The sequence below is a fragment of the Streptomyces sp. DSM 41931 genome, from assembly GCF_050271085.1.
Classification (GTDB): domain Bacteria; phylum Actinomycetota; class Actinomycetes; order Streptomycetales; family Streptomycetaceae; genus Streptomyces; species Streptomyces albogriseolus.
The window spans coordinates 5992456-6019135 of record NZ_CP189902.1 but is presented as its reverse complement, the minus strand read 5'-3'; the positions used below and the strand labels follow the sequence as shown (position 1 = coordinate 6019135).

The 26680-nt window shown below is 72.0% G+C and carries 19 protein-coding genes; 12 read left to right on the top strand and 7 right to left on the bottom strand.

The features are described 5' to 3' along the window. Positions 1-9: 9 nt before the first annotated feature. Positions 10-615 carry an adenylosuccinate lyase gene (locus ACP7TJ_RS27580; protein WP_167742186.1) on the bottom strand — a complete coding sequence of 202 codons (606 nt, stop codon included), beginning with the start codon at positions 613-615 and terminating at the stop codon, positions 10-12. Positions 616-965: 350 nt separating this feature from the next. Here ACP7TJ_RS27580 and ACP7TJ_RS27575 point away from each other — a divergent pair, with 350 nt between their 5' ends. From ACP7TJ_RS27575 to pssA, 9 genes are all read left to right on the top strand, one after another. Beyond that, the gene (locus ACP7TJ_RS27575; protein WP_189909126.1) at positions 966-2771 is read left to right on the top strand and encodes a 3-hydroxyacyl-CoA dehydrogenase family protein; all 1806 of its coding nucleotides are present in this window, start codon (positions 966-968) and stop codon (positions 2769-2771) included. 163 nt (positions 2772-2934) lie between these two features. Further along, complete coding sequence (locus ACP7TJ_RS27570) at positions 2935-3750, top strand: TetR family transcriptional regulator (RefSeq protein WP_189909125.1); 816 nt, start codon at positions 2935-2937, stop codon at positions 3748-3750. Positions 3751-4141: 391 nt separating this feature from the next. Next, positions 4142-5485, top strand: coding sequence for a crotonyl-CoA carboxylase/reductase (ccrA, locus tag ACP7TJ_RS27565; protein WP_093765980.1), 1344 nt, complete (start codon positions 4142-4144; stop codon positions 5483-5485). 14 nt (positions 5486-5499) lie between these two features. Next, on the top strand, positions 5500-7527 hold the full coding sequence (locus tag ACP7TJ_RS27560) for a protein meaA (RefSeq protein ID WP_093765981.1): 2028 nt from the start codon (positions 5500-5502) through the stop codon (positions 7525-7527). Beyond that, positions 7524-8486 (top strand): HpcH/HpaI aldolase/citrate lyase family protein, encoded by a 963-nt coding sequence (locus ACP7TJ_RS27555; protein WP_093765982.1) that lies wholly within the window; start codon positions 7524-7526, stop codon positions 8484-8486. The genes ACP7TJ_RS27560 and ACP7TJ_RS27555 overlap by 4 nt, the downstream gene beginning before the upstream one ends. A 5-nt stretch (positions 8487-8491) precedes the next feature. Next, positions 8492-9004: a MaoC family dehydratase gene (locus ACP7TJ_RS27550; RefSeq protein WP_086705158.1), complete on the top strand. Its 513-nt coding sequence runs from the start codon at positions 8492-8494 to the stop codon at positions 9002-9004. Between the two features lie 3 nt (positions 9005-9007). Next, complete coding sequence (locus ACP7TJ_RS27545; protein WP_093765983.1) at positions 9008-10222, top strand: acyl-CoA dehydrogenase family protein; 1215 nt, start codon at positions 9008-9010, stop codon at positions 10220-10222. Positions 10223-10402: 180 nt separating this feature from the next. Next, on the top strand, positions 10403-11059 hold the full coding sequence (locus ACP7TJ_RS27540) for a phosphatidylserine decarboxylase (protein WP_024883881.1): 657 nt from the start codon (positions 10403-10405) through the stop codon (positions 11057-11059). A 22-nt stretch (positions 11060-11081) separates the two neighbouring features. After that, positions 11082-11897, top strand: a complete 816-nt coding sequence (pssA, locus tag ACP7TJ_RS27535) for a CDP-diacylglycerol--serine O-phosphatidyltransferase (RefSeq protein ID WP_026243358.1) — start codon at positions 11082-11084, stop codon at positions 11895-11897. Positions 11898-11980: 83 nt separating this feature from the next. Here the strand turns inward: pssA and ACP7TJ_RS27530 are convergent, their stop codons facing one another. Further along, positions 11981-15553 carry an ATP-binding protein gene (locus tag ACP7TJ_RS27530; protein WP_427766131.1) on the bottom strand — a complete coding sequence of 1191 codons (3573 nt, stop codon included), beginning with the start codon at positions 15551-15553 and terminating at the stop codon, positions 11981-11983. Between the two features lie 253 nt (positions 15554-15806). Then, the gene (locus tag ACP7TJ_RS27525; protein WP_427767493.1) at positions 15807-16907 is read right to left on the bottom strand and encodes a glycerate kinase; all 1101 of its coding nucleotides are present in this window, start codon (positions 16905-16907) and stop codon (positions 15807-15809) included. A 197-nt stretch (positions 16908-17104) separates the two neighbouring features. Here ACP7TJ_RS27525 and ACP7TJ_RS27520 point away from each other — a divergent pair, with 197 nt between their 5' ends. The 3 genes from ACP7TJ_RS27520 (at position 17105) to ACP7TJ_RS27510 (ending at position 19656) form a co-directional block, all read left to right on the top strand. Next, positions 17105-18187: an ADP-ribosylglycohydrolase family protein gene (locus ACP7TJ_RS27520; protein ID WP_367486490.1), complete on the top strand. Its 1083-nt coding sequence runs from the start codon at positions 17105-17107 to the stop codon at positions 18185-18187. Between the two features lie 162 nt (positions 18188-18349). After that, complete coding sequence (locus ACP7TJ_RS27515) at positions 18350-18853, top strand: NUDIX domain-containing protein (protein WP_093765987.1); 504 nt, start codon at positions 18350-18352, stop codon at positions 18851-18853. 65 nt (positions 18854-18918) lie between these two features. Continuing rightward, on the top strand, positions 18919-19656 hold the full coding sequence (locus ACP7TJ_RS27510) for an SIR2 family NAD-dependent protein deacylase (protein ID WP_093765988.1): 738 nt from the start codon (positions 18919-18921) through the stop codon (positions 19654-19656). Here ACP7TJ_RS27510 and ACP7TJ_RS27505 read toward each other — a convergent pair. The 4 genes from ACP7TJ_RS27505 to ACP7TJ_RS27490 all read right to left on the bottom strand — a co-directional run bounded on the left by ACP7TJ_RS27505 (position 19653) and on the right by ACP7TJ_RS27490 (position 26544). Next, complete coding sequence (locus ACP7TJ_RS27505) at positions 19653-20135, bottom strand: methylated-DNA--[protein]-cysteine S-methyltransferase (protein ID WP_093765989.1); 483 nt, start codon at positions 20133-20135, stop codon at positions 19653-19655. The two genes, ACP7TJ_RS27510 and ACP7TJ_RS27505, sit on opposite strands and share 4 nt — an antisense overlap. A 17-nt stretch (positions 20136-20152) precedes the next feature. Beyond that, the gene (locus ACP7TJ_RS27500; RefSeq protein ID WP_427767490.1) at positions 20153-21622 is read right to left on the bottom strand and encodes an AlkA N-terminal domain-containing protein; all 1470 of its coding nucleotides are present in this window, start codon (positions 21620-21622) and stop codon (positions 20153-20155) included. Positions 21623-21684: 62 nt separating this feature from the next. Further along, a complete protein-coding gene (locus ACP7TJ_RS27495; RefSeq protein ID WP_266402226.1) occupies positions 21685-22584 on the bottom strand; it encodes a DUF72 domain-containing protein in 900 nt (299 codons plus the stop codon). 39 nt (positions 22585-22623) lie between these two features. Continuing rightward, positions 22624-26544 (bottom strand): glycoside hydrolase family 2 TIM barrel-domain containing protein, encoded by a 3921-nt coding sequence (locus ACP7TJ_RS27490; RefSeq protein WP_427766127.1) that lies wholly within the window; start codon positions 26542-26544, stop codon positions 22624-22626. Positions 26545-26680 lie beyond the last annotated feature (136 nt).

Here is a 26680-nt window from a genome sequence, read left to right as displayed (position 1 = left end):
CGTCATCGCTCAGCGTTGCCCCGGGATCCGCCCCCGGGCGCTCCCCTGGTGCGGGATGCGGGCCAGGGCGTGCACCGCCGCCTCCGCCAGCGCGGGGTGGGCGAGCGCCTCGTTCAGGACGGACTCCGCGCGGGGGTCGCCGAGTTCGCCCAGCCCCTCCACGCACGCGAGCGCGACCCGGCGGTAGGGATCGTGCGGGCGCAGCCGGCGGCGGAGGGTGGTGATCAGGGCCGGGACCGCCTCGGGGGCGCGCAGCTCGGCGAGCAGGCGGACCGGATGCAGGGCGTAGGCGACGCGCAGTTCGTTGGTGGCGAGGGCGGCCGCGGCGCGGGCGGTGCGCGGGTCGCCGAGCCGGGCCAGGGCGTGCGCGGCGGCGGCGCAGCGCGGCGGATCGCGGTGGTTGAGGAGGAGCACCAGCGCCTCGAACGCCCGCCGGTCGCCCGCCGTCCCGAGCCGGAACGCGGCCAGTTCACGCGCCCACAGCGGCTGTCCGGGGGCGGTGAGGACGCCGGCCAGGAGGTCGTGGTCGTCCGTGGCGGCCAGCCGCTCGAACGCGGCCGTGCCGCCGGACTCCGCCCGTAAGCGCTCCGTGAGCGTTCGCAACTCTTCGTCCATGCGACGAGGTTAGGGGGATCACACCGGGGACGGGAGCCACCTCACAAATCCAGGGGCTGGCGCGCTCGTTACCCGCGGGTTAAGCTCAGACGAGCGAGTTACCCACTCGCACCCTCCTCACGGCGGTCTGGTGACGCGGCCGCAGTGAGTCGCAGTCGGTTCGGTACCCCGTGTACCGCAGTACGGCTCGGCCCCGGGACAGGGCCGGTCGGATCCGCCGCCGCTCGCCGGCGGTCCGGGCGTGTGCGCTCGCAGCCCGGCCAACACCCGCATCCAGCACGCCCCCTGGTGCGCCGCTCGGCGCACCTGGGCGCGGCTTCCGTCGTCACCCTCATTCCTGGAGTCCCGCGATGGCCACTCCCCTGTCCGACACCCCCTTGTCCCCGCTCCGGACCGTCGCCGTGGTCGGCCTCGGCACGATGGGCACCGGCATCACCGAGGTCCTGGCCGCCGCCGGCCGCGACGTGATCGGCATCGACGTCAGCGAGACCCAGGCCGCGCGGTGCGTCGCCGCCCTGGAGGCCTCCACCGCCCGCGCCGTCGAGCGCGGCCGGCTGACCGGTCAGCAGCGCGCGGAGCTCCTCGCCCGCGTCACCACCGGGACCGACCTCTCGGCCGCGGCGGCCGCCGACCTGGTGATCGAGGTCGCCCCGGAGTCGTACGAGATCAAGCAGCAGATCTTCCGGGAGCTGGACGGCATCGTGCGGCCGGAGACCGTCCTGGCCACCGGCACCAACGCACTGTCGGTGACCCGGCTCGCCGCCGACTCCGCCCACCCGGAGCGCGTGCTGGGCATGCACTTCTTCAACCCGGCGCCCGCGATGAAGCTGGTCGAGGTGGTCTCCAGCGTGCTGACCGCGCCCGCCGCCGTCACCGCCGTCACCAACCTCGCCCTGGACCTGGGCAAGGAGCCGGTGGCGGTCGGCGACCGGCCCGGGTTCGTCGCCGACGGGCTGCTGTTCGGGTATCTGAACCAGGCCGCCGCGATGTACGAGGCCAACTACGCCTCCCGTGAGGACATCGACGCCGCGATGCGGCTGGGCTGCGGTCTGCCGATGGGCCCGCTGGCGCTGCTGGACCTGATCGGCGTCGACACCGCCCGCACGGTCCTGGAGGCCATGTACACCGCCTCCCGCGACCGGCTGCACGCCCCCGCGCCGATCCTCAAGCAGCTCAGCGAGGCGGGCCTGACCGGCCGCAAGGCGGGCCGCGGCTTCTACACCTACGAGGCGCCCGGCAGCGGCACGGTCGTGGAGGACGCCCTCACCCCGCGCGAGGACGGCCCCTCGGCCGCCGGCCGCCCGGTGCGCTCGGTGGGCGTGGCCGGCTCGGGCACGATGGCGTCCGGGATCGCCGAGGTCTTCGCCAAGGCGGGCTTCGAGGTCGTCCTGGCCGCCCGCAGCGAGGAGAAGGCGCAGGCGGCGAAGGCCCGTATCGGCAAGTCGCTGTCCCGGTCTGTCGACAAGGGCCGGATGACCGCCGAGGCCGCGGCGAGCACCCTGGACCTGATCCGTGCGACGGGCACCTACGACGACTTCGCCGACGTCGATCTCGCGGTCGAGGCGGTCGCCGAGGACCTGGAGGTCAAGCGGCAGCTGTTCGCCACGCTGGACAAGGTCTGCAAGCCGGGGGCGGTGCTCGCCACCACCACGTCCTCCCTCCCGGTCGTCGCCTGCGCCCGCGCCACCTCGCGCCCGCAGGACGTGATCGGCATGCACTTCTTCAACCCGGCGCCGGCCATGAAGCTGGTCGAGGTGGTGCGCACGGTCCTGACCGCCGACGACGTCCACGCCACCGTGCGGGAGGTCTGCGCGAAGATCCGCAAGCACGCCGTGGACTGCGGCGACCGGGCCGGGTTCATCGTGAACGCGCTGCTGTTCCCGTACCTGAACAACGCGGTGAAGATGGTGCAGGAGCACTACGCCACCCTCGACGACATCGACGCCGCGATGAAGCTGGGCGGCGGCTACCCGATGGGCCCGTTCGAGCTGCTGGACGTCGTCGGGCTGGACGTCTCGCTGGCCATCGAGAAGGTGCTGCACCGCGAGTTCCGCGACCCGGGTCTGGCCCCGGCGCCCCTGCTGGAGCACCTGGTGGCCGCGGGCTGCCTCGGCCGCAAGACCGGCCGAGGCTTCCGCGAATATGCCAAGCGCTGAGCGGCACCCCGGCGAGCCGCTCCAGGGCGGCGCCGAGTGGGGCGGGCTGCTGGACCCCGACCGGTTCCCGCCGCCCGCCCGCACCGCCCCTCCCCCGCCCCCCGGGGGCGGGGGAACCCCCGGTCACGCGCACCGAGCTGCGCGCATGCAGTACGTTCAGGGCATGTCCCAGCCCGCCAAGTCCGTACGTACGCCGGCCACGACCGAGCAGCCGGAGTCCACCGCCGGCTCGCGTGCCGCCGCCCAGCGCCTCAAGATGCGCCGGGAACTGGCGGCCGCCGCGATGGAGCTGTTCGCGACCAAGGGGTACGAGGCGACCACCGTCGACGAGATCGCGGCCGCCGCCGGGGTGGCCCGCCGCACGTTCTTCCGCCACTTCCGCTCCAAGGAAGAGGCGATCTTCCCCGACCACGACGACACCCTGGTCCGCGCCGAGGCGGTGCTCAACGCCGCGCCCGCGCACGAGCATCCGCTCGACACGGTGTGCCGGGGCATCAAAGAGGTCATGAAGATGTACGCGGCGCGGCCGGACATCTCGGTCGCCCGCTACAAGCTGACCCGTGAGGTGCCCACCCTGCGGGAGGCGGAGATCGCCTCGGTGGCCCGCTACGAGCGGCTGTTCACCCGCTATCTGCTGGGCCACTTCGACGAGCACGCCCATGACGACGACGCCAACGACGACCCGCTGCTGGCGGAGGTCGCCGCGTCCGCCGTGGTCACGGCGCACAACCACGTGCTGCGGCGCTGGCTGCGGGCGGGCGGCCAGGGCGACGTGGAGGCGCAGCTGGACCACGCCTTCGCGATCGTGCGGAAGACGTTCGGCTCGGGGATCATGGCGGGCCGGCGCACCGCCGCCCCGCCCCGGCCGGCCGCGGCCACGGTGTCCGCGCACGACGAGGTGCTGGTGACCGTCGCCCGGACCGACGCCCCGCTGGACGAGGTCATGCGGGCCATCGAGCAGGCGCTCAAGGAGCGCTGAACCTCGCGCTGAACCGCCCTTCACCGCTGTGATGACGGCCACCCCACGGGGTGGCCGTTTTGCCATGTCAGGGCCGGTTTTCACCCGCGTTTCCAGGCCGATTCGATCGATCATCGCTCATCTGATGCGTAAAGATTTCACCTGAGCCCAAGTTCTGGCACGCAGTGCCTTGCCGACTGACACGGCGTGCCATACGTTGAAGGAGTCCGGGCGGGTCCCGGCGGGTCCACCACCCGCACGTCCGGACGCCTGCGTCACAGGCAACCTCCCGCGCAACCACGCGCTGCCGAAGCACCACCCGCCGAACCGACGGCACCCCCAACCCTCAGCAGCACACCGACGTAACCCTCAGCGCCCCTCCCTCAGGGCGCCCTTCGCCGGAGGCAACACCGTGACCGTCAAGGACATCCTGGCCGCCATCCAGTCGCCCGACTCCACGTCGGAGGACTTCGCCGCCCTGCCGCTCCCCGAGTCGTACCGCGCGATCACCGTGCACAAGGACGAGACGGAGATGTTCGCGGGCCTCGCCACCCGCGACAAGGACCCCCGTAAGTCGATCCACCTGGACGACGTGCCGCTGCCCGAGCTGGGCCCGGGCGAGGCCCTGGTCGCCGTGATGGCCTCCTCGGTCAACTACAACTCGGTGTGGACCTCGATCTTCGAGCCGCTGTCCACCTTCGGGTTCCTCGAGCGCTACGGCCGCACCAGCGAGCTGGCCAAGCGCCACGACCTGCCGTACCACATCATCGGCTCCGACCTCGCGGGCGTCGTGCTGCGCACCGGTCCCGGCGTGAACTCCTGGAAGCCCGGCGACGAGGTCGTCGCGCACTGTCTGTCCGTCGAGCTGGAGTCGTCCGACGGCCACAACGACACGATGCTCGACCCCGAGCAGCGCATCTGGGGCTTCGAGACCAACTTCGGCGGCCTCGCCGAGATCGCGCTGGTGAAGTCCAACCAGCTGATGCCGAAGCCCGACCACCTCAGCTGGGAGGAGGCCGCCGCGCCGGGCCTGGTGAACTCCACCGCCTACCGGCAGCTGGTCTCCCGCAACGGCGCCGGCATGAAGCAGGGCGACAACGTCCTCATCTGGGGCGCGAGCGGCGGCCTCGGCTCCTATGCCACCCAGTTCGCGCTGGCCGGCGGCGCCAACCCGATCTGCGTCGTCTCCAGCGACCAGAAGGCGGAGATCTGCCGCTCGATGGGCGCCGAGGCGATCATCGACCGCAACGCCGAGGGCTACAAGTTCTGGAAGGACGAGAACACCCAGGACCCCAAGGAGTGGAAGCGCTTCGGCAAGCGCATCCGCGAGCTCACCGGCGGCGAGGACATCGACATCGTCTTCGAGCACCCCGGCCGCGAGACCTTCGGCGCCTCGGTCTACGTCACCCGCAAGGGCGGCACCATCACCACCTGCGCCTCGACCTCGGGCTACATGCACCAGTACGACAACCGCTACCTGTGGATGTCGCTGAAGCGCATCATCGGCTCGCACTTCGCCAACTACCGCGAGGCCTGGGAGGCCAACCGGCTGATCGCGAAGGGCAAGATCCACCCGACCCTGTCGAAGGTGTACTCCCTCGAGGACACCGGCCAGGCCGCCTACGACGTGCACCGCAACCTCCACCAGGGCAAGGTCGGCGTGCTGTGCATGGCGCCCGAGGAGGGTCTCGGCGTGCGCGACCACGAGAAGCGGGCCAAGCACATCGACGCCATCAACCGCTTCCGGAACGTCTGAGGGCGGGCACAGCCATGACAGAGCGTCAGAAGGACCGTCCGTGGCTCATGCGGACGTACGCCGGCCACTCGACCGCCGAGGCGTCCAACGAGCTGTACCGGCGCAACCTCGCCAAGGGCCAGACGGGTCTGTCGGTCGCCTTCGACCTGCCGACCCAGACCGGCTACGACCCCGACCACGTCCTCGCCCGCGGCGAGGTCGGCCGGGTCGGGGTGCCGGTCTCGCACCTCGGCGACATGCGCCGGCTGTTCCAGGACATCCCCCTGGAGCAGATGAACACCTCGATGACGATCAACGCCACCGCCATGTGGCTGCTGGCGCTCTACCAGGTCGTCGCCGAGGAGCAGGGCGCGGACATCACCAAGCTCCAGGGCACGACCCAGAACGACATCGTCAAGGAGTACCTGTCCCGCGGGACGCACGTGTTCCCGCCGGGGCCGTCGCTCCGCCTGACGACCGACATGATCGCGTACACGGTCTCCCGCATCCCGAAGTGGAACCCGATCAACATCTGCAGCTACCACCTGCAGGAGGCCGGGGCCACGCCGGTGCAGGAGATCGCGTACGCGATGTCCACCGCGATCGCCGTGCTCGACGCGGTGCGCGACAGCGGCCAGGTGCCGCAGGAGCGCATGGGCGACGTGGTCGGCCGTATCTCCTTCTTCGTGAACGCGGGCGTCCGCTTCATCGAGGAGATGTGCAAGATGCGCGCGTTCGGGCGCATCTGGGACACCCTCACCCGTGAGCGGTACGGCATCGAGAACCCCAAGCACCGCCGCTTCCGCTACGGCGTCCAGGTCAACTCGCTCGGGCTGACCGAGGCGCAGCCGGAGAACAACGTCCAGCGGATCGTGCTGGAGATGCTGGCCGTCACCCTCTCCAAGGACGCCCGTGCGCGTGCCGTGCAGCTGCCCGCCTGGAACGAGGCGCTCGGCCTGCCCCGCCCCTGGGACCAGCAGTGGTCGCTGCGCATCCAGCAGGTCCTCGCCTACGAGAGCGACCTGCTGGAGTACGAGGACATCTTCGAGGGCTCGAAGGTGATCGAGGCCAAGGTCGAGGAGCTGGTCGCCGAGGCGACCGCGGAGATCGAGCGGATCCAGGAGATGGGCGGCGCGATGGCCGCCGTGGAGTCCGGCTACCTCAAGTCCCAGCTGGTCTCCTCGCACGCCGCGCGCCGCGCCCGGATCGAGTCCGGCGACGAGAAGATCATCGGGGTCAACGCCTTCGAGTCCACCGAGCCCAACCCGCTCACCGCCGATCTGGACACCGCCATCCAGACCGTCGACCCCGCGGTCGAGGCGCGGGTGATCGCCTCGCTGCAGAACTGGCGCGACACCCGCTACCAGCCGCCCTTCAACCACCCGCGCCCCTGCAAGGCGCTGGAGAAGCTGAAGGAGGCCGCGCGCGGCACCGACAACCTCATGGAGGCCACCTTGGAGTGCGCCCGGGCGGGCGTCACCACCGGCGAGTGGGCCGGCGCGCTGCGCGAGGTGTTCGGCGAGTTCCGGGCGCCGACCGGGGTCTCCTCGGCCCCCGTCGCGGTCCCCGCCGAGCAGGGCTCCGCCCTGTCGGAGGTCCGCCGGAAGGTGGAACTCACCGCGAAGGACCTCGGCGTGGGCAAGCTGCGCTTCCTGGTCGGCAAGCCCGGCCTGGACGGTCACTCCAACGGCGCCGAGCAGATCGCCGTGCGGGCCCGCGACGCCGGGTTCGAGGTGGTCTACCAGGGCATCCGGCTCACCCCTGAGCAGATCGTGGACGCCGCGCTGGCGGAGGACGTCCACGCGGTGGGCCTGTCGATCCTCTCCGGATCGCACGCCCAGCTGGTGCCGGACGTACTCGAACGGCTCCGTGTGGCCGGCGCCACGGACATTCCCGTGATCGCCGGTGGCATCATCCCCAGCGGTGACGCCGAACAGCTGCGGGCCGCGGGAGTCGCCGCGGTCTTCACCCCGAAGGACTTCGACATCACCGGGATCATCGGCCGCATCGTCGACGAGATCCGCACCGCGAACAAGCTCGACCCCCTGGAGGTCCCCGCATGACAACCGTCAATCGCCTTCGCCCCCGCCGCTCCTGTCTGGCGGTCCCGGGAAGCAACCCGCGCTTCCTGGAGAAGGCCCAGGGCCTCCCGGCGGACCAGGTCTTCCTGGACCTCGAGGACGCCTGCGCCCCGCTCGCCAAGCCCGAGGCGCGGCACACCATCGTGAAGTTCCTCAACGAGGGCGACTGGACCGGCAAGACCCGCGTGGTGCGCGTCAACGACTGGACCACCGAGTGGACGTACCGGGACGTCGTGACGGTCGTCGAGGGCGCGGGCCCGAACCTCGACTGCATCATGCTGCCGAAGGTGCAGGACGCCCAGCAGGTCGTCGCCCTGGACCTGCTGCTCACTCAGATCGAGAAGACCATGGGCTTCGAGGTCGGCCGGATCGGCATCGAGGCGCAGATCGAGAACGCGCAGGGCCTCAACAACGTCAACGAGATCGCCCAGGCCTCCCCGCGCATCGAGACCATCATCTTCGGCCCGGCCGACTTCATGGCGTCCATCAACATGAAGTCGCTGGTCGTGGGCGAGCAGCCGCCCGGCTACCCGGCGGACGCCTACCACTACATCCTGATGAAGATCCTGATGGCCGCCCGCGCCAACAACCTCCAGGCGATCGACGGTCCCTACCTGCAGATCCGCAACGTGGACGGCTTCCGCGAGGTGGCCGGCCGCGCCGCCGCGCTCGGCTTCGACGGCAAGTGGGTGCTGCACCCCGGCCAGGTCGACGCCGCCAACGAGGTCTTCTCCCCCTCGCAGGAGGACTACGACCACGCCGAGCTGATCCTGGACGCGTACGACTACTACACGTCCGAGGCGGGCGGCAAGAAGGGCTCCGCGATGCTCGGCGACGAGATGATCGACGAGGCCAGCCGCAAGATGGCCCTGGTCATCGCGGGCAAGGGGCGTGCGGCCGGCATGCGGCGCACGTCGACGTTCGAGATCCCGGAGGCCTGACCGTCATGCAGTTCGGACGCACCTACGAGGAGTTCGAGGTCGGGGCGACGTACAAGCACTGGCCGGGGAAGACGGTCACCGAGTACGACGACCACCTGTTCTGTCTCCTCACCATGAACCACCACCCGCTCCACATGGACGTCAACTATGCGGAGAAGACGACGGACTTCGGCAAGAACGTCGTCGTCGGGAACTACATCTACTCGCTGCTGCTCGGCATGAGCGTGCCGGACATCTCCGGCAAGGCCATCGCCAACCTGGAGATCGAGTCGCTCAAGCACGTGGCCCCGACCTTCCACGGCGACACGGTCTACGGGCAGACGACCGTCCTGGACAAGTGGCCGTCGAAGTCGAAGAACGACCGCGGCATCGTGTACGTCGAGACCAAGGGCTACAAGCAGGACGGAACGCTGGTCTGCGTGTTCCGCCGCAAGGTGATGGTGCCGACCGAGACGTACATCAAGGAGCGCGGCGGCGAGCAGCCCGGCCGCCCCGAGCTGAAGGAACAGGGGAAGTAAGCGATGGCCCGTCTCGCCCAGACCGCCGGTCTGACCGACGTCCAGCAGGAGATCCTCTCCACCGTCCGGGACTTCGTGGACAAGGAGATCATCCCGGTCGCGACCGAGCTGGAGCACCGCGACGAGTACCCGCAGCAGATCGTCGACGGGCTGAAGGAATTGGGCCTGTTCGGCCTGATGATCCCCGAGGAGTACGGCGGCCTGGGCGAGTCCCTCCTCACGTACGCGCTGTGCGTGGAGGAGATCGCCCGCGGCTGGATGTCAGTGTCCGGCATCATCAACACGCACTTCATCGTGGCGTACATGCTCAAGCAGCACGGCACGCAGGAGCAGAAGGAGCACTTCCTTCCGCGGATGGCGGCCGGCGACGTCCGGGGCGCCTTCTCGATGTCGGAGCCGGGTCTCGGCTCCGACGTGTCGGCCATCACGTCCAAGGCGGTCAAGGACGGCGACGAGTACGTCCTCAACGGCCAGAAGATGTGGCTGACGAACGGCGGAACCTCGTCGCTGGTGGCCGTTCTGGTGCGGAGTGACGAAGGACACTCCCCTGAAGAGGCAGCCGCCAAGCCGCACAAGTCGATGACCACCTTCCTGGTGGAGAAGGAGCCGGGCTTCGGCGAGGTCCGTCCGGGCCTGACCATCCCCGGCAAGATCGACAAGATGGGCTACAAGGGCGTCGACACGACCGAGCTCATCATGGACGACCTGCGCGTTCCCGCCGATCGGGTGCTCGGCGGCGTCACCGGCCGAGGTTTTTACCAAATGATGGACGGCGTCGAGGTCGGCCGTGTGAACGTCGCGGCGCGTGGCTGCGGCGTCGCGCAGCGTGCCTTCGAGCTGGGCGTCCGGTACGCCCAGCAGCGTCACACTTTCGGCAAGCCGATCGCCCAGCACCAGGCCATCCAGTTCAAGCTGGCGGAGATGGCTACCAAGGTGGAGGCCGCGCATGCCATGATGGTCAACGCAGCGCGCAAAAAGGATTCCGGGGAACGAAACGACCTTGAGGCTGGGATGGCGAAGTACCTCGCCTCCGAGTACTGCAAGGAGGTCGTGGAGGACGCCTTCCGGATCCACGGCGGCTACGGCTTCTCGAAGGAGTACGAGATCGAGCGCCTCTACCGGGAGGCCCCGATGCTGCTGATCGGTGAGGGCACCGCTGAGATCCAGAAAATGATCATCGGCCGTCGACTGCTCGAAGAGTATCGATTCCAAGGCTGAGCAGGGTCAGATGTCCGGATACGGGGTGTTTTCTTGAGGAAGAGGATCACACCCCGTATGCGTTCTTCGGCCGCCGACTTGGTTGCCTGGCTTACCCAGTTGCGGCCGGGAGCCGCTACGATCGCCGGAAAGCCGCCGTCCCCCGCAGTTGCGCGGCATCATCCGCTACGAAGGTCATCCATGCCCCACAGCCAAACCTCTGCACACCGCGACAGCCTCGCCGGCGTACGCCTCGCGCGCGGAGCATCGCCGTGGCTTCTGCCGACCGTCGCCACCGCAGCCGTGAGCCTGCTCCGCGCCCGCCGCTCGGGCGCCGCCAAGGCCGTCGCCGTCCCCGCCACCGCTCTCGCGGCGGGGATGCTGTGGTTCTTCCGCGACCCCGAGCGCGAGATCGCCCAGGGCCGGGTCATCTCGCCCGCCGACGGTGTGGTGCAGAGCATCATGCCCTGGAAGGACGGACGCACCCGCGTCGCGATCTTCATGAGCCCGCTCAACGTCCACGTGAACCGCGCCCCCCTGGCCGGCACCGTGACGTCGGTCGAGCACATCCCCGGTGGCTTCGTTCCCGCCTTCAACAAGGAGAGCGAGAACAACGAGCGCGTGGTGTGGCACTTCGACACCGAGCTCGGCGACATCGAGATGATCCAGATCGCCGGCGCGGTGGCCCGCCGCATCGTCCCCTACGTGCCCCAGGGCACCAAGGTCGAGCAGGGCGAGCGCATCGGCCTCATCCGCTTCGGCTCGCGCGTCGACATCTACCTGCCCGAGGGCGTGGAGGTCGATGTCGAAGTGGGTCAGAAGACCGTGGCTGGGGTGACTCGCATTGACCGTGGTTGATCCCGAGACACAGGCCGGCTGGGTGCCGGAGGCCGACGAGGACGACGACGAGGAGATGCCTCTGTCGCTGCGTCTGTCGATAGCGGACACCCTCACGCTGGGCAACGCCACGTGCGGCTTCATGGCGGTGTACTTCACCACCACCGGCATCCTGATCCCGCATCTGCAGGGCAGCCAGGAGTCCGGCATGGCCCGCCACAGCGCGGCCACCGCGGTCATCCTGATGCTGTGCGCGGCGGTGTTCGACCTCTTCGACGGCCTGGTGGCGCGCAAACTGCGCTCCTCGCCGATGGGCGCCGAGCTGGACAACCTCTCGGACCTGATCAGCTTCGGCCTGGCCCCGGCGTACTTCGTCCTCGTCTACGGCATGGTCGCGGACGACGCGCACCAGAGGGTGGCCGCGGTCGGGGCGATCGTGGTGCTGCTGGCGGTGGTGCTGAGACTGGCGCGCTTCTCCTGCGTCACGGTGAAGGACGGCACCTTCCAGGGCATGCCGTCGCCCTTCGGGGCGCTGACGGTCGTGTCGATCGTGCTCCTTGAGCTGCCGTTCGTGGCGACGCTGCTGGCGATCATCGGCACGGCGTGGCTGATGGTGAGCCGCGTCGAGTACCCGAAGCCGCGGGGGCGCCTCGCCGTGGCGATGCTGTCGTGGATCGTGCTGTCGATGGGGCTGCTGGCGGCATGGGCCTTCGACGCGCCGAGCGGACAGCTGCTGCTGCAGACGGGGTGTGCGCTGCAGCTGGTCATGGGGGCGGTCATTCCGCTGTTCGCCACGGCGCGGCGGGTGAACAACTTCCGCGACAACCGCCGCGAGGCGCGGGCGGCGCAGTTGCCGTAGCGCGGCCACAGGCTGTGGTGTGGGCCCCGGACCCGGGAAGGGTTCCGGGGCCCTCGTGCGTGCGGCGCCTTCGTGCGTGCGCCTCACAGGACCTGCTCGTCCTCCTCGGGCGTCTTGCGCTTCCGGTGCGCCATCACTTCCCAGAAGGCGTGCAGCTCCCGCACGGGGATGCTCACCCAGGAGGCGGTGCGCCGGGTGAGGGCCGGCAGGTGCCAGCGACGGTGGCTGTGCAGGAGAGCCTGCTGCTGCCGGCAGAACGGCTCCTCGATCTCCTTCTGCGTCCTCGCGGCCTTGGGCGGATAGGGGCACAGGCGGAACGTGCAGGTCGGCAGGCAGGTGGAGCCCGGCTCGTCCCGGTCGTCGCGCCCCACGCTCCGCTCGGGGTGGAGCGGGGTGCGGTCGTGGGTGACGCAGGGCGGGAGGTCGCTGCGGTCGGTGAGTTCCAGGCGTTCCTCGATGGCGTCCGGGCTGCCGTCCCGCTCCGTGAGGTTCAGCATGATCAGGACGTCGGCGAGGAGCCGCTGCGCCCGGGGATGCAGGCTGGTCCACCCGGACGACGGGGCGATCCACAGATTGTGCTTGCGGTAGCGCTCCGGGTCCGCCGGGGTGGACCCGACGCTGTTGACGGCGCCGTGCTCGTCGATCCAGAGGAACTGCTCGGGATGCCCCGTCTCCAGGGCCAGGGTCACCAGGTCCGCGGCCTCGGCGACGAACGGGTGGAGCATCGCGCGCGGCCCGCCTCCGTCTCCCCCGCCACGGCGCGCGCTCCCCGCGATGGCGAGCCAGCGGGCGACCGCGCGCACGGGCTCGACGGACGCGTCCTTCCCGGCGGGGGCGTCCTGCCGCCCGGCCGTGTCGGGCAGTTCCCACAGGCACAGGGCGTGCAGCAGACTCAGCTGCGCGTACCAGGAGCGGCTGGAGGCGAGCATCCGCTCGGCATGCCTGGTCAGGAACGCCCGGCTCTCCTCGTACACATCCGGATGACGCCTGCGCCGGTTCGCGGCGTTCTTGAAGCCCTGGGTCATGGCGATCTCCAGGGACAGCGGCAGGTCGGGCTCCACCGGTCCCGTGGACGGCGCCGGCGCGCCGTTCCGGCCGCTCGGGACGGTGAGGTGCCGCAGCCAGAGATCGAGGCGTTCCTCGGCCTCGTCGCGGTACCTCGCGGAGACGGACCCGAGGAACATGGGGACCAGCCAGGCCCGCAGGGCGAAGTGACGCCACTGTTCGGTGCGGCGCCGCTCGTGCTCCCGTACGAACCGGGCGTACCGCTGCTCCCTGCGCTGCGCCGTCCCCGGGTCGGCCGGCCGGCCCGACTCCGTGTCCTCGAGCCAGGCGGTGTAGTCCTCGTTGAGCTTCCGTCTGGCCTCCCGCGTCTGATGCAGGTACTGCCGCACCGGATCGGTGTCGAGGGGGAACAGTTCCCGCAGGGCGCGGAAGGCGGCGTCCCCGCCGGCGGCGATCTGGTGGGCGATCGCGGTCCGGACGGCGTGGGAGGGCTCGTGCGTGCCGATACTGAGCAGCCGCTCGTACGGCAGTGGAGGCGGCGCCGCGGCCGCCCCCGGAGGCGGCCCGGCCTCGTTCCCGCGCCTCTCCCGTTCGCGCAGCGCCGCGCCGAAGCGCCGCACCAGCCCGAGCTTGGCGTCCTCCACGGTGCGCTGGTCGGACCTGATGACCAGCCCCTCCCACTGTTCGTCGAGGCTGCGGGCCAGCTCGTCCTGGATCGGCTCCGGGTCGATGCTGTCGATCTCCAGGGCGGCGGCGTACAGGTCGAAGTACTTCGCGTCGTGCCGGTTCGCGGCGGCGTCGCGGAGCAGTTCGCTCGTCCTCGGGGCCCTCCTGCCGTCGCGCGGCCCTGACGGGCGGGGCGCGACGGTGGTGGCCCGGTGGCGGGAGAGCAGCACCAGGGCGATGAGGAGTTCCCGGGACGGGCCGGGGCCGCGCAGGGCGGGTCCGACGACGGCGGCCATCTCGTCGGCGGGCACCTCGGTCAGCAGCCGGTGCCCCAGGTAGGCCTGGACGATGCTGTGGGGGAAGAGGACCTTGTTCTCGGAACCCCGCACGAGCCCCAGGTGCTGTCCGTTGGCGGCGTACCGGGCGAGCTCGGCGTAGCACTCGGTCGGGGCGTCCAGCGGGTTGATCCAGGACGACGACTCGCCGACCGTGCGGGCCAGCACGTTCCAGACCACCTCGCGCTGGACCGGCGAGACGGAGGAACGGACCGCCTCCCGCCACGATCCGGCCGACGGCTCCTCGGGCAGGTCCCCGGAGCGGCGGCGCTCCCGCAGGTCGTCCAGGTAGGCGCCGACGAAGTCGTCGAAGGACACCTCCAGGCTGTCCTGCAGCAGGCCGAAACAGGCCAGGGCCGACACGACCCACAGGGTCTCCCTGCGTTCCCTGCGGTCCATCACCAGCTTGTCGCGGATGAGCCCGTCCTCCATGGCCCGGCGGTAGCTGTCGAGCAGCCACAGCCTGATCGTGGAGCAGTCGTTGCTGCGGGTATTCAGCCGCCCGTCGTTCTCGCGGAGCGTCAGGTGCTCCAGCAGTCCGCGCTGTTGGAGGGCGCGTGCGATGCGCAGATAGATCGGCGAGTCGGAGACCTCGGCGGTCTCCACCACCCAGTCCAGCCGGCGTTCGTCCCCCTCGCCGGGTTCCCGGACCAGGTACTCCAGGGCCGCCTCCTCGCTGAGCGGTTCCAGGTCGGCGATGGCGGCCCTGGTGCCTTCCAGCGGCGCGTGCGGACGCGAGGCGATGACGAGGGGCAGCTGCTGACGGTCCGCCCGGTCGATGGCCCGCCGGATGATGTTGTCGCGGTCCTCCCGGTACCGCTCGTCGAGGAGGGCCTCCTCCAGACCGTCGGCGATGACCACGGCCTTGTCGTCGAGCCGCAGTTGCCGCCATGCCTTGTCGATGTTCCCGGCGGCGAAGACGCCCTGGTCGGCCTCCTCGGCGAAGCGGCGCCGTGCCATCTGCTCGAAGTCGAACTCCCCGTCCATGTCGCGCAGGCGCAGGGGCACCGGTACGGCGGACTGCTGCGCGAGCATGCGGGTCAGCTCCACGAGGACGGCGGTCTTGCCGACGCCCACGCCGCCGACCAGCAGATAGGGACGGCGCGTCTTGCGGTTGCGGAGCGTCTGGGCCATCACCTGGGCCAGTTCGCGGCGCCCGACGATCCGGTCGACGAGCGTCCCTGCCGTGGGGACCAGTTCGTGCGGGCGGGTGCGCGCCTTCCTCACCAGCGGCCTCTTGGCCTTGTGGTACCAGTACAGGAGGAAGACCGCGAGGAGGAGGGCGCCGGTCAGCACGGGGCTCACGAAGGACAGCACGGTGCTGAACCAGGCGTCGTTCTTCAGTTCGTCGTACCACGAGCGCGCCTGCTGCGAGGAGTCGTACGCCGCGAGCGCGATCCAGCCGAGCAGCAGCGCGGTTCCGACGAAGGCGAACACACGCAGCAGCCGGCCGAGCGAGACCCGCCAGGGGTGCCACCTGCGGTTGGGGACGATGCTCCGGCGGGCCTCCCGGCCGGTCCGGTAGGACCGCCAGCGCCGCCCCACCGCTCGCACGGCCCGGAGTGTCCAGCGTCTCGGGTACAGCGTGAACCAGGCGGCGTCACGCGGCCGCTGCTTGCCCTCCGGGCTGCGGATGACCTTGGTGGGCATGGCGTCGTTCCCTCCGTGCTGCGCCTTCCGGCGAGACGTCACGGAACGCCGGGAGGCGCAGCGGCCGGTGACGCCGCCGCTCCGTGCGGGCGAGGACGTCGGGGACGTCCACCTGCACGTTTGCCTTCATGTCCATGGAACCACTGATGAGGAGGATCGCAACACGGTCCCGTCGGGCGCTCGGGCCCCTGTCATGACGCGCGGTGAGACGGTGTCAGGTCCCCCCCAAGGGGGACCTGACCCGGGGCCCGGCTCAGGTGAGGTAGTCGCGGGCGATGCGTTCCGCCGTGCGTTCCAGGATCGGCCCCGCCTCCGCGATGCACACCGCCGCGTCCGGTTCCAGGTCCGTCAGGGCGTACGCCCGCCGGATACCGGCCCGCCCCAGCACCTCCGGCGCCAGCGCCAGCCGCCCGCACACCGCGACCACGTCCTTCCCGGCCGCCCGCGCCGCCGCGGCGACGCCCGCCGGGGCCTTCCCGTGCAGCGTCTGCTCGTCCAGCGACCCCTCCCCCGTGATCACCAGATCCGCCCGCTCCAGCGCGGACGCGAACCCCAGCACGTCCAGCATCACCTCGATGCCCGGCCGGAACCGCGCCCCCACCAGCAGCGCCCCGAACCCGATACCTCCCGCGGCCCCCGCCCCCGGCGACGCCGCGAGCGCGGAGGCGCCCAGCACCTTCACGAGGTGCGCCAGCGCGGCGTCCAGCCGCTCCACGTCCTCCGGCGAGGCGCCCTTCTGCGGCCCGTACACCGCCGCCGCGCCCTTCGGCCCGGTCAGCGGGTTGTCGACGTCGCTCGCGAGCACGAACTCGACCGACCGCAGCCGCGGGTCGAGACCGGACAGGTCCGCGGTCGCCAGCTCCGCCAGCGCGGCGCCGCCCGGCCGGACCGGCTCGCCCGACGCCGTCAGGAACCGCGCGCCCAGCGCCGCCAGCATCCCGGCCCCGCCGTCCGTGGTCGCGCTGCCGCCGACGCCGAACACGATGCTGCGCGCGCCCGCGTCCAGCGCGGCCCGCAGCAGCTCACCGGAGCCGTACGTCGACGCCGTGAGCGGCGCGAAGACGCCCTCCGGCAGCCACTGCAACCCGCTGGCCTCCGCCATCTCCACGACGGCGGTGCCGTCCCGCAGCGCGTAGGCCGCGGTCACCTCGTCGCCGAGGGGTCCGGAGACCCGTACCTCGTGCCGTTCGAACCCGGCCGCGACGGCCGCCGCGACGGTGCCGTCGCCGCCGTCGGCCACCGGCAGCGCCTCGGCCCGGAGGTCCGGCCGGACCCGGCGCAGTCCGGCGATGACCCGCTCGGCGACCTCCACGGCCGTCAGCGACCCCTTGAACTTGTCCGCGGCGACCAGCACCCGCTGGGCCGACGGCGTCGTACGCGTACCGCTTCGTGCAGCGTCCGCCACTTGGCTTCCCCTCGTTCATCGGGCCCCGCGCGCGTGCCGGGGCCTGTCGCGCCGCTGCGACCCTAACCGCCGGGCGCCGTGCCCGTCATGCACCGACCGGCCCGTGGACCGGTACGGAACCGCCTGGAAACGGGTAGACCGGTCCCATGACCGCCACGACCGGAACGACCACCGCGACCGGGCTCGCCGACCGCATCCTGGGCGGCTGGCTGGGCCGGATCGCCGGCAACATGCTGGGCAAGCCGGTGGAGCAGGGCGAGGTGTGGACGCGGGACCGCATCGACCGCTACCTGCGGGCGACGGACGCGCTGCCTCTGACCGACTACCTGCCGGGACCGCCGACGGAGGACGAGGAGCGGGCGCTGCGCCCGGAGTGGCGGTACTGCGTCCGCGGCCGGGTGCACGGCAGCTGCCGGGACGACGACGTCGACTACGCGATCCTCGGCCTGCACCTGCTGGAGACGCACGGGTTCGGCTTCAGCACCGAACAGGTCGGCGACCTGTGGCTGCTGCGGCTGCCGTACCTCCAGACGTTCACCGCGGAGCGGGCGGCGTACCGGAACCTGGCGAACGGGCTGCGGCCGCCGCTGACGGCGACGTACGACAACCCGTACCAGGAGTGGATCGGCGCGCTGATCCGTGCCGATGTGCACGGCTGGGTCTCGCCGGGCGCCCCGCGCCGGGCCGCCGCGCTGGCCCGCAAGGACGCGGTGCTGTCGCACACCGGCAACGGGGTGTACGGCGCGATGTGGGCGGCGGCGCTGGTCGCGGCGGCGTTCACGGCGCCGACGCCGCGGGAGGCGGTGGACGAGGCGCTGACGGTGATCCCGGCGGGCAGCAGGCTGGCGCGCACGGTGCGCCGGGTGACGTCGCTGCACGAGAGCGGCCTGCCGTGGGAGGACACGCTGGCCACGCTGGAGGAGGAGACAGCCGGGCTCGGCTGGATCCACACGATCCCGAACGCGGCCGTGATCACCGCGGGGCTGCTGTACGGCGACGGCGACTTCTCCCGGAGTGTCGCGCTGACGGTGCGGGGCGGTCTGGACACGGACTCGTGCGGCGCGACGGCCGGGTCGGTGGCGGGGGTGATGTGCGGCGCGGCGGCCGTTCCGGACCAGTGGAAGGAGCCGCTGGAGGACACGGTGCGCAGTGCGGTGTTCGGGTTCGACGGAGTGCGGATCAGCGAGCTGGCGGAGCGGACGCTGCGGCTGGCGCAGGCGGAGGTCTGAGCCCGTGGCCAGGGCGGAGGCCGGCCGCCCGTACCGCCGTCGGCCGTGCTCCGGCGTGTGCGCCCGCCGTGTCGGTCAGGGGACGGCGCGTGCTGCCGTGCGCCGGGCGGGCGGGTCCGCGACGGCCCCGGCGGGGCGCTCGGCCGCCGCTACCCTTCCCGCATGACCACCACGCAGGACACCCAGGACTTCGCCGCCTACGTCGCCTCCCTCCCTCGTGTCCTCGCCGGGGCCGCCGCCCTCTTCCGGGACGTCCGGGGGCGCGTGCTGCTCGTCGAGCCGAACTACCGGGAGGGGTGGGCGCTGCCCGGCGGCACGATCGAGTCGGACGAGGGGGAGAGCCCGCGCGAGGGGGCGCGGCGGGAGACGGCCGAGGAGATCGGCCTGGACCGCCCGCTGGGCCGGCTGCTCGCCGTGGACTGGGTGCGGACGCAGGGCGTGCCGCCGCTGGTGGCGTACCTCTACGACGGCGGTGTGCTCGGCGAGGACGAGCTGAGGGCGATCCGGCTCCAGGAGGAGGAGCTGCTGTCGTGGCGCCTTGTGGAGCGCGAGGAGATCACCGCGCACCTGCCCGGTGCCCTGGGCCTCCGGGTGCTCGCCGCGCTGGACGTCCTCGCGGACGGCTCGGGCACGGCGGAGCTGGAGAACGGCCGCCGGGTGCACTGACGGGCCGGACCGACCGGCCCGATATCCGCTCGCCGGGCGCGCCTTCTCCGCCCTACCCTCGCCGCATGAGCAAGCCCCTCGTCGCCCTCCTGACCGGCGCCGGCGTCAGCACGGACTCCGGCATCCCCGACTACCGCGGACCGGCCGGGCTGTGGCGCCGCGACCCCGACGCCGAGAAGCTCGTGACGTACGAGTACTACATGGCCGACCCGGAGATCCGCCGCCGGTCGTGGCGGATGCGGCGGGAGACCGTCGCCGCGCTGCCCGAGCCGAACGCCGCGCATCGTGCCGTGGCCGAGCTGGAGCGGTCCGGGACGGCGGTGCGGGTGATCACCCAGAACGTGGACGGTCTGCACCAGCTCGGCGGCATGCCGGACCGCAAGGTGCTGGAGCTGCACGGAACGGCGCGCACGGTCGTCTGCACCAAGTGTCACGCGCGGACCCCGATGGAGGACGCGCTGGCCCGTCTGACGGCCGGCGAGGACGACCCGCCCTGCGCCGACTGCGGCGGCGTCCTCAAGCCGGCGACGGTGATGTTCGGCGAGGCGCTGGACCCCATGGTGCTCGGCGAGGCGGTGGCGATCACGAAGGCCTGCACCCTCTTCATCGCCGCCGGCACCAGCCTCCAGGTCCACCCCGCGGCGGGACTCGCCCAGGTGGCCGCCGACCACGGCGCCCGCCTGATCATCGTCAACGCCGAACCGACCCCGTACGACGACCTGGCGGACGAGGTCGTCCGGGAACCGATCGGCACGGCGCTGCCGGCGTTGCTGCGGCGGATCGCCGCCTCGAGCACCGCCTAGAACAGGGCCGTTCCGCGTTCGAAGTCCAGCAGGCGTCGTTTGCGGGGCAGGCCGCCGCCGTAGCCGGTGAGGTCGCCGGTGGAGCCGATGACGCGGTGGCAGGGGACGATGACGCCGACCGGGTTGCGGCCGTTGGCGAGGCCGACGGCGCGGGACGCCCTGGGGTTGCCGAGGAGACCGGCGAGCTGTCCGTAGGTGCGGGTCTCGCCGTAGGGGATGCGCCGGAGCTGTTCCCACACCCGGAGCTGGAACGGGGTGCCGTGCAGGCGCAGGGGGACGGTGAACTCCTTCAGGTCGCCCGCGAAGTAGGCGGCCAGCTGTTCCTTCGCCGCGGTGAAAGGGCTGTCGTCGGGGACGCCGAAGGTCTCCTCCGGCGGGCGGTGGCGCTGGTCGGTCATGTACAGGCCGCAGAGGACGCCGTCGTCGGCGACGAGGGTCAGGGGGCCGTACGGGCTGTCGGTCACGGTGTGCTGTCTCATGGGTCCTCCCCTGCCGGTCAGGACGGCAGGACGTTGATCGGGTGGCTGTCGGTCGCCCAGAGGTACTGCACCGCGTAGGCGCGCCAGGGGCGCCAGGCCGCGGCTCGGGTCGTGAGGGCCGACGGGGTGGAGGGGAGGCCCAGGGCGCGGGCGGCGCGGCGGACGCCCAGGTCGGTGGGGAGGAAGGCGTCGGGGTCGCCGAGGGCGCGCATGGCGATGACGTCGGCGGTCCAGGGGCCGAAGCCCGGGAGGGCGAGCAGCGCGGCGCGGGTCTCCGTCCAGTCGCTGTCGGCGCCCAGGCGGAGGTCGCCGTCCGCGAGCCTGCGGACCAGGGTGGTGAGGGTGGTGCGGCGGGTGCGGGGCATGGCGAGGGCGTCCGGGTCGAGCGCGGCCAGCTCCTCCGGTGCCGGGAAGAGGTGGGTGAGGCCGCCCTCCGGGTCGTCGACGGGGGTGCCGTGCGCGGTGACCAGGCGCGCCGCGTGGGTGCGGGCGGCGGCGGTGGACACCTGCTGTCCGAGGACCGCGCGGACGGCGAACTCCGCCTCGTCGACCGTGCGCGGCACCCGTCGGCCGGGGGCCTTGTCGACCAGGGGCGTGAGCGCCGGGTCGGCCCGCAGCTGCTCGTCGACGGCGACCGGGTCGGCGTCGAGGTCGAGCAGGCGGCGGCAGCGGCTGATGGCGACGGTGAGGTCCCGGGGGTCGCTCAGGGCGAGCCGGCAGGCGATGTGGTCGGGGCGGGGTGACAGGGCCACGATGCCGTGGCCGTACGGGAGCCGCAGCGTGCGGCGGTAGGCGCCGTCCCGCCATTCCTCCACGCCGGGTACGGCGGTGGCGGCGAGGTGGCCGAAGAGGTTGTCGGGGTGGAGCGGGGCGCGGAACGGCAGGCGCAGCGTGATCACGCCAGGGGTGCCGGCGGCCGCGTGCTTCGGCGCCCGGGTGCGCAGGTCGCTCGGGGAGAGCGCGAACACCTCGCGCACGGTGTCGTTGAAGGTGCGCACGGAGGAGAAGCCGGCCGCGAAGGCGACGTCCGCCATCGGCAGGTCCGTCGTCTCGACGAGCAGCCGCGCGGTCTGCGCCCGCTGCGCGCGGGCCAGGGCAAGGGGGCCCGCGCCCAGTTCGGCGAGCAGCTGGCGTTCGATCTGCCGGGTGCTGTAGCCGAGGCGGGCGGCGAGGCCGGTGACGCCCTCGCGGTCCACCACGCCGTCGGCGATCAGCCGCATGGCGCGGGCGACGAGGTCGGCGCGCACGTTCCACTGCGGGGAGCCGGGGCTGGTGTCGGGGCGGCAGCGTTTGCACGCCCGGTACCCGTCCTGCTGGCAGGCGGCCGCGCTGGGGTGGAAGACCATGTGCTCGGGCTTGGGCGGGACGGCGGGGCAGCTGGGCCGGCAGTAGATGCCGGTGGTGAGGACGGCGGTGTAGAACCAGCCGTCGAACCGCGCGTCCTTCGACTGCACGGCGCGCACGCAGCGCTCGGTGTCGGTGTGCATCCCTCGGTGCATGCCTCAAGGATCGGGCACGGGGAGTGAGGGAGTCCGGCGGAAATCCGACATCAACGTCCCGTGTCCTGCGGCTCGGCGGATCGCCCCGGCGGTGGGGTCAGGAGGCCCCGCATCGTCTCCGCCGCCCGCACCGCCGCGTCGCCGCAGCAGTTGTTGAACAGGACGTGCAGCTCGTCCGTCTCCTGTGCCGCGCGGCGCAGGCGCGGCACCCAGGCGGCGAGCTCCGTCACGTCGTAGTCGTGACGGAAGCGGTCCTCCTTGCTGCCCCTCCCCCACGCGCCGCTGCGGCCGTGGAACCGTACGACGGCCAGGGCGGGGCGGGTGACGGGGACCAGGGGCGGCAGGGAGGCGGTGAGGCCCTGGGCCATGTCGGTGCCGACCGCCGACATGCCCAGGGAGGTCAGCAACTCCCGTGTCTCGTCGGCGCGTTCCGCCTGCCACCAGGACGGGTGGCGGAACTCCACGGCGAGCGGCCAGCCCTTGGCGCGTTCCGCGCAGTCCTCGAGGCGGCGTTCGGCCGGGGCGCCGGGGGTGAACCACGGCGGGAACTGGAACAGCACGGCCCCGAGCCGTCCGGCCGTGCGCAGGGGGTCGACCGCCTCCGCGAAACGGCCCCAGACCTCGTCCAGCAGTGCCGGGTCCGCCCGCCCTCGTGCGGGCACCCGGTCGCGCAGGTCCGCCGGGAGCGCCTCGGGGCGTGTCGGGTGACCCGTGAGCAGGGAGAACGCCTTGACGTCGAAGCGGAAGCCGTCCGGGGTGCGTTCCACCCACAGTTCACTGTTGCGGCGGCGCGGCAACGCGTAGTAGCCGGAGTCCACTTCGACGACCGGCAACCGCTCCGCGTAGTGGCGCAGCCGCCCTTCGGCGTCGCGCCGTCCGCGCGGATACCAGCCGCTCGCGACGAGTTGGCGGTCCGTCCATGAACAGGCGCCGACCAGGATGTCACCCATGGGAGCCCGGTTACCCCGGGCTCCCCCGAGTGTGCCGGGCTATTCGACCGCGGTGGGCCGGCGGGAGAGGGCGAGCGCCCGGTCCACGTCGGTGAGCGGGCGCAGCCGGTAGGTGTAGGCGTAGTCGCGGTCCGCGAACAGCTTGAACTCGTCGTGGGTGTGCGCGCCCCAGCTGTCGTCGCCGCCCACGCCCATCTGCCGGTGGTTGACCCGCAGCACCACCGCGTCGCGCGGGGTGAGCTGGTAGTCGTGCCGGACGCCGGCGGACAGGTCCTCGGGGGTGAAGTGCGAGGCGTTGATCTCGACGAGGGGTTCGCCCGTCACCAGCAGTCCGCGTCCGCCTGCGTCGGTCAGCGCGGCCCAGCGCACGTCGGTCTTGTTGCCGTTCTCCTGCGGGCGGATGTACGGCGTCCACTGCTCGGCCACGGTCGAGGACCAACGGCCCACGTCGGTGCCGGTGTTGCGGTCCCAGTGGTTCTCCTCGGGGCCGCGCCCGTACCAGTGCAGCCGGTCCAGGCGGCGGGGCAGGAACAGCAGCGAGCCGACCTCGGGGAGGTACGGCAGGCTCGCGGAGCCCGGGTGGAGGGTGTGGTCCACCTTGATCTCGCCGTTGCCGAAAACGGTGTACGTCGTGGAGTACGCGGACTCGGCCGTGGTGGGCAGGGTGCCGGTGACGCGGACCTCGACGGCGCGGTCGCCGAGCGGCCGCACGGTGACGCCGGTGACCGCGCGGCGGGCGCCCGCGTCGCGCCAGGTCTGGTTGCGCAGGTGCTGGCCGTTGCCGCGGTCGTTGTCGGTGGGCGCCCGCCAGAAGTTGGGCGCCGGTCCCGAGGTGAGCAGGCGGGCGCCGTCCGCCTCGTAGTCGGTGAGGAGGCCGGTGCCCCGGTCGACGGTGACCGAGAACCCCTTGCCGGTGACGTGGATGTCCCCGTCGCGCACCTCGTGCCGCAGCGCCGGGACCCGGGACAGCGGCACGGGCGCCACCGCCGGGGTGTCCGTGCCGAGCGGGAGCTGGTGGCGTGCCACCTCGAAGCCGGCCTCCGCCCAGGGCGCGCGCTCCCGTGTCGTGAAGGACAGCTGGAGGAAGAACTCCGTGCCCGGGGACGGGTTCCTGGGCAGGCGCACGGGCAGGTCGACGCGCCTCTCGGTCAGCGGCGCCACGTCCAGCTGGTCCCGGGTGAGCCGTCCGCCGCCGATCACCTCGCCGTCCGCGACAAGCTCCCAACGCCCGTCGAACTCGCGGAGGTCGGTGAAGAGGTACTCGTTGGTGAGGGTGACCGCGCCCGGTCCGCCGCCCGGCGTGCGGACGGCGCCGACGGCCTGGTGGACGCGCTTGATCTCGGCCGCCTTGCCGCCGGGCCTGCGGTCGGCGGTGACGATGCCGTCGGCGACGAACGCCCCGTCGTTGGGGTTGTCGCCCCAGTCCCCGCCGTACGCGAGGAAGGTCCTGGCCGCGGGGCGTTTCCGCTCCGTCCTCACGGTGGCGGCGTCGAACCAGAAGCGCACGCCGTCGTCGCCGGGCGCCCGGTCCTCGGAGGCCAGTTCGGCCGTGGTGAGGGCACGGGCGTAAACGCGGGCGCGGCGGATCGTGCCGTCGAACTCCCGGGTCTGGTTGTCCGCGTCGGAGGCGAGGGACAGCGGGGCGGTGTTGCTGGTGGGCCGGCGGTCGGTGGCGCGGGTGGCGCGGACCGCGCCGTCGACGTACAGGGTGAGGGTGCCGGCGTCGGCGTCGAAGACGCCCGCGACATGGTGTTCCCTGCCGCTCCAGTCGTCCGGGACGGGCCAGTTGACGGCGATCCACCGGCCGTCGGAGCAGATGAAGAACTCCACCCTGCGATCGGTCTGTTTGAGCGCGTACTGGGTGTCGCCCTTGGCGACGATCGGCTGGTGGTAGCCGGGCACGCCCGGGGTGAACCACGCCTCCAGGGTGAGGGATCCGGTGAGATCGAGGCTGTCGTGGCGGGCGAAGACGGTGATGCCGGACAGGCCCTTGTCGCGGTCGAGGCGGCCGCGGGTGGCGAGGATCTCGCCGCGCAGCGCGGCCGGTCCGGACTCGGTGAGCAGGGTGCGCTCCGGCACGGGCGTGTGGAGGGACTGGTCGGCGAAGTCCCAGATCCAGCCGCCCTGCAGGACGTCGTGCCGGCGCACGACGTCCCAGTACTTCCGGAAGTTGCCGTTGGAGTTCCCCATCGCGTGGGAGTACTCGATCATCACGTACGGCCGGGTGTCGGCGGTGTCGCGGGCGCGCTGCTCGACACGGGCGGGGCTCTCGTACATGCGGGAGCGGATGTCGCTGACGCCGGGCCGGTCGTCGCCCTCGTACTGGATGACGCGGGTGGTGTCGTAGGAGCGGATCCAGTCGTGCATGGCGGTGAAGGTGGAGCCGCCGCCGGCCTCGTTGCCGAGCGACCAGATGACCACCGAGGGGTGGTTCTTGTCGCGGTGGACCATGTTCTGCGCGCGGGCGACGCAGGCGGCGGTCCAGTCGGGGTGGTCGCCCGGGTAGCGGTCGCGGATGCCGTGGGTCTCGAGGTTGGTCTCGTCGACGAGGTAGAGGCCGTAGGCGTCGGCGAGTTCGTACCAGAGGGGGTTGTCCGGGTAGTGGGAGGTGCGGACCGAGTTCATGTTGAGCCGCTTGACGATCGTGATGTCCCGGACCATGTCCTCACGGGTGAGGGCGGTGCCGCGGGCCGGGTGCATCTCGTGGCGGTTGGTGCCGCGGAAGGAGACGGGGCGGCCGTTGATCCGCATCAGCCCGTCCTTGAGCGCGAACTCGCGGATGCCCACCCGGTGGGAGAGCGTCTCGACGACCGTCCCGGACGGGTCGCGGAGCCGGAGGACGGCCGTGTAGAGGTACGGGTCCTCCGCCGACCACAGCCGTGGGCCGGGCACGGCTCGCGACGCCCGTACGGTGACGTCCCGGCCGGCCTCCACCGAACCGAGGTCGGCGGTCCGCAGCAGCGGCCGCGACCAGACGGCGTGGCCGCGCGCGTCGTACAGCTGCGTCTCGACGGTGTACCGGCCGTCTCCCGCGTCGTCGCCGTACGCCCGTACGTGTGCGGTGACGTTCAGCCCGGCGGCGGTGTACGTGTCGTTCAGCGGCGTCTCCAGCTTGAAGTCGCGCAGGTGCACGGGCGGGGTGGAGTACAGGTAGACCGAGCGGAAGATGCCGCTCAGCCGGATCATGTCCTGGTCCTCCAGCCAGTCGCCGTCGGAGTAGCGGTACACCTCGACCGCGATCTGGTTGGCGCCGGGACGCAGCTGCTCGGTGACGTCGTACTCCGACGGCGTGTAGGAGTCCTCGTCGTAGCCGACGAGTTCGCCGTTGATCCACACGTAGTGCGCGGACTTGACGCCCTCGAAGTGCAGGAAGACGCGGCGGCCGCGCCAGTCGCGCGGCACGGTGAAGGTGCGGCGGTACTGGCCCACCGGGTTGTAGCGGGTGGGCGCGGCGGGCGGCTGGGGTTCCTCGCCGCGGCCGTTGGGGCCCCAGTAGGGGTAGGTGATGTTCAGGTAGATCGGGAAGTCGTGGCCGTGCAGCTGCCACACCGACGGGACGGGGATGGTGTCCCAGCCGCGGTCGTCGGTGTCGGTGCGGTGGAAGTCGGGGTCGCGGTCCTCGGGCCGGTCCGCGTAGGCGAACTTCCAGGTGCCGTCGAGGTCCAGCCGGTACGGCGAGCGGGTGCGGTCGGCGGCGAGCGCCTGCGGCAGGCCGGCGTACGGCATGAGGGTGGTGTGCGGAGGTTCGGTGCCGAGGCGGAAGACGCCGAAGTCGTTCCACTCCGGGGGTCCGTCGTCGGACTGCGGGCGCGGGCCTGCCGCGTGCGCGGCGCCGGACGGGGCGGACAGGGCGAGGGCGCCGAGCACGGCGGCGCCGGACTCCAGGAGACGGCGGCGGCTGACGACCGGACGGACGGGGCGGGTGGGAGCTGCGGCGGGAGACACGTGCGGGTGCGGCATGACCGTGGCCTTCCTCGGTGCGACAGGGCACTGCACGGACTGAGGGCACGCCGGATCCCCCGGCGGCGCGGCGTCACGGCGGCGACGTCACGCCGGAGGAGGATCACGACGGGTGGTGACGGTGCGACTACTGAGC

Bases quoted from the DNA above. Each gene is read 5' to 3' on its own strand.
- ACP7TJ_RS27570 (WP_189909125.1), top strand. From the start codon at position 2,935: ATGTCCCAGCCCGCCAAGTCCGTACGTACGCCGGCCACGACCGAGCAG.
- ACP7TJ_RS27530 (WP_427766131.1), bottom strand. From the start codon at position 15,553: ATGCCCACCAAGGTCATCCGCAGCCCGGAGGGCAAGCAGCGGCCGCGT.
- ACP7TJ_RS27510 (WP_093765988.1), top strand. From the start codon at position 18,919: ATGAGCAAGCCCCTCGTCGCCCTCCTGACCGGCGCCGGCGTCAGCACG.
- ACP7TJ_RS27515 (WP_093765987.1), top strand. From the start codon at position 18,350: ATGACCACCACGCAGGACACCCAGGACTTCGCCGCCTACGTCGCCTCC.
- ACP7TJ_RS27575 (WP_189909126.1), top strand. From the start codon at position 966: ATGGCCACTCCCCTGTCCGACACCCCCTTGTCCCCGCTCCGGACCGTC.
- ACP7TJ_RS27580 (WP_167742186.1), bottom strand. From the start codon at position 615: ATGGACGAAGAGTTGCGAACGCTCACGGAGCGCTTACGGGCGGAGTCC.
- ACP7TJ_RS27495 (WP_266402226.1), bottom strand. From the start codon at position 22,584: ATGGGTGACATCCTGGTCGGCGCCTGTTCATGGACGGACCGCCAACTC.
- ACP7TJ_RS27550 (WP_086705158.1), top strand. From the start codon at position 8,492: ATGCAGTTCGGACGCACCTACGAGGAGTTCGAGGTCGGGGCGACGTAC.
- ACP7TJ_RS27560 (WP_093765981.1), top strand. From the start codon at position 5,500: ATGACAGAGCGTCAGAAGGACCGTCCGTGGCTCATGCGGACGTACGCC.
- ACP7TJ_RS27545 (WP_093765983.1), top strand. From the start codon at position 9,008: ATGGCCCGTCTCGCCCAGACCGCCGGTCTGACCGACGTCCAGCAGGAG.
- ACP7TJ_RS27490 (WP_427766127.1), bottom strand. From the start codon at position 26,544: ATGCCGCACCCGCACGTGTCTCCCGCCGCAGCTCCCACCCGCCCCGTC.
- ACP7TJ_RS27540 (WP_024883881.1), top strand. From the start codon at position 10,403: ATGCCCCACAGCCAAACCTCTGCACACCGCGACAGCCTCGCCGGCGTA.
- ACP7TJ_RS27520 (WP_367486490.1), top strand. From the start codon at position 17,105: ATGACCGCCACGACCGGAACGACCACCGCGACCGGGCTCGCCGACCGC.
- ACP7TJ_RS27505 (WP_093765989.1), bottom strand. From the start codon at position 20,135: ATGAGACAGCACACCGTGACCGACAGCCCGTACGGCCCCCTGACCCTC.
- ACP7TJ_RS27500 (WP_427767490.1), bottom strand. From the start codon at position 21,622: ATGCACACCGACACCGAGCGCTGCGTGCGCGCCGTGCAGTCGAAGGAC.
- ACP7TJ_RS27555 (WP_093765982.1), top strand. From the start codon at position 7,524: ATGACAACCGTCAATCGCCTTCGCCCCCGCCGCTCCTGTCTGGCGGTC.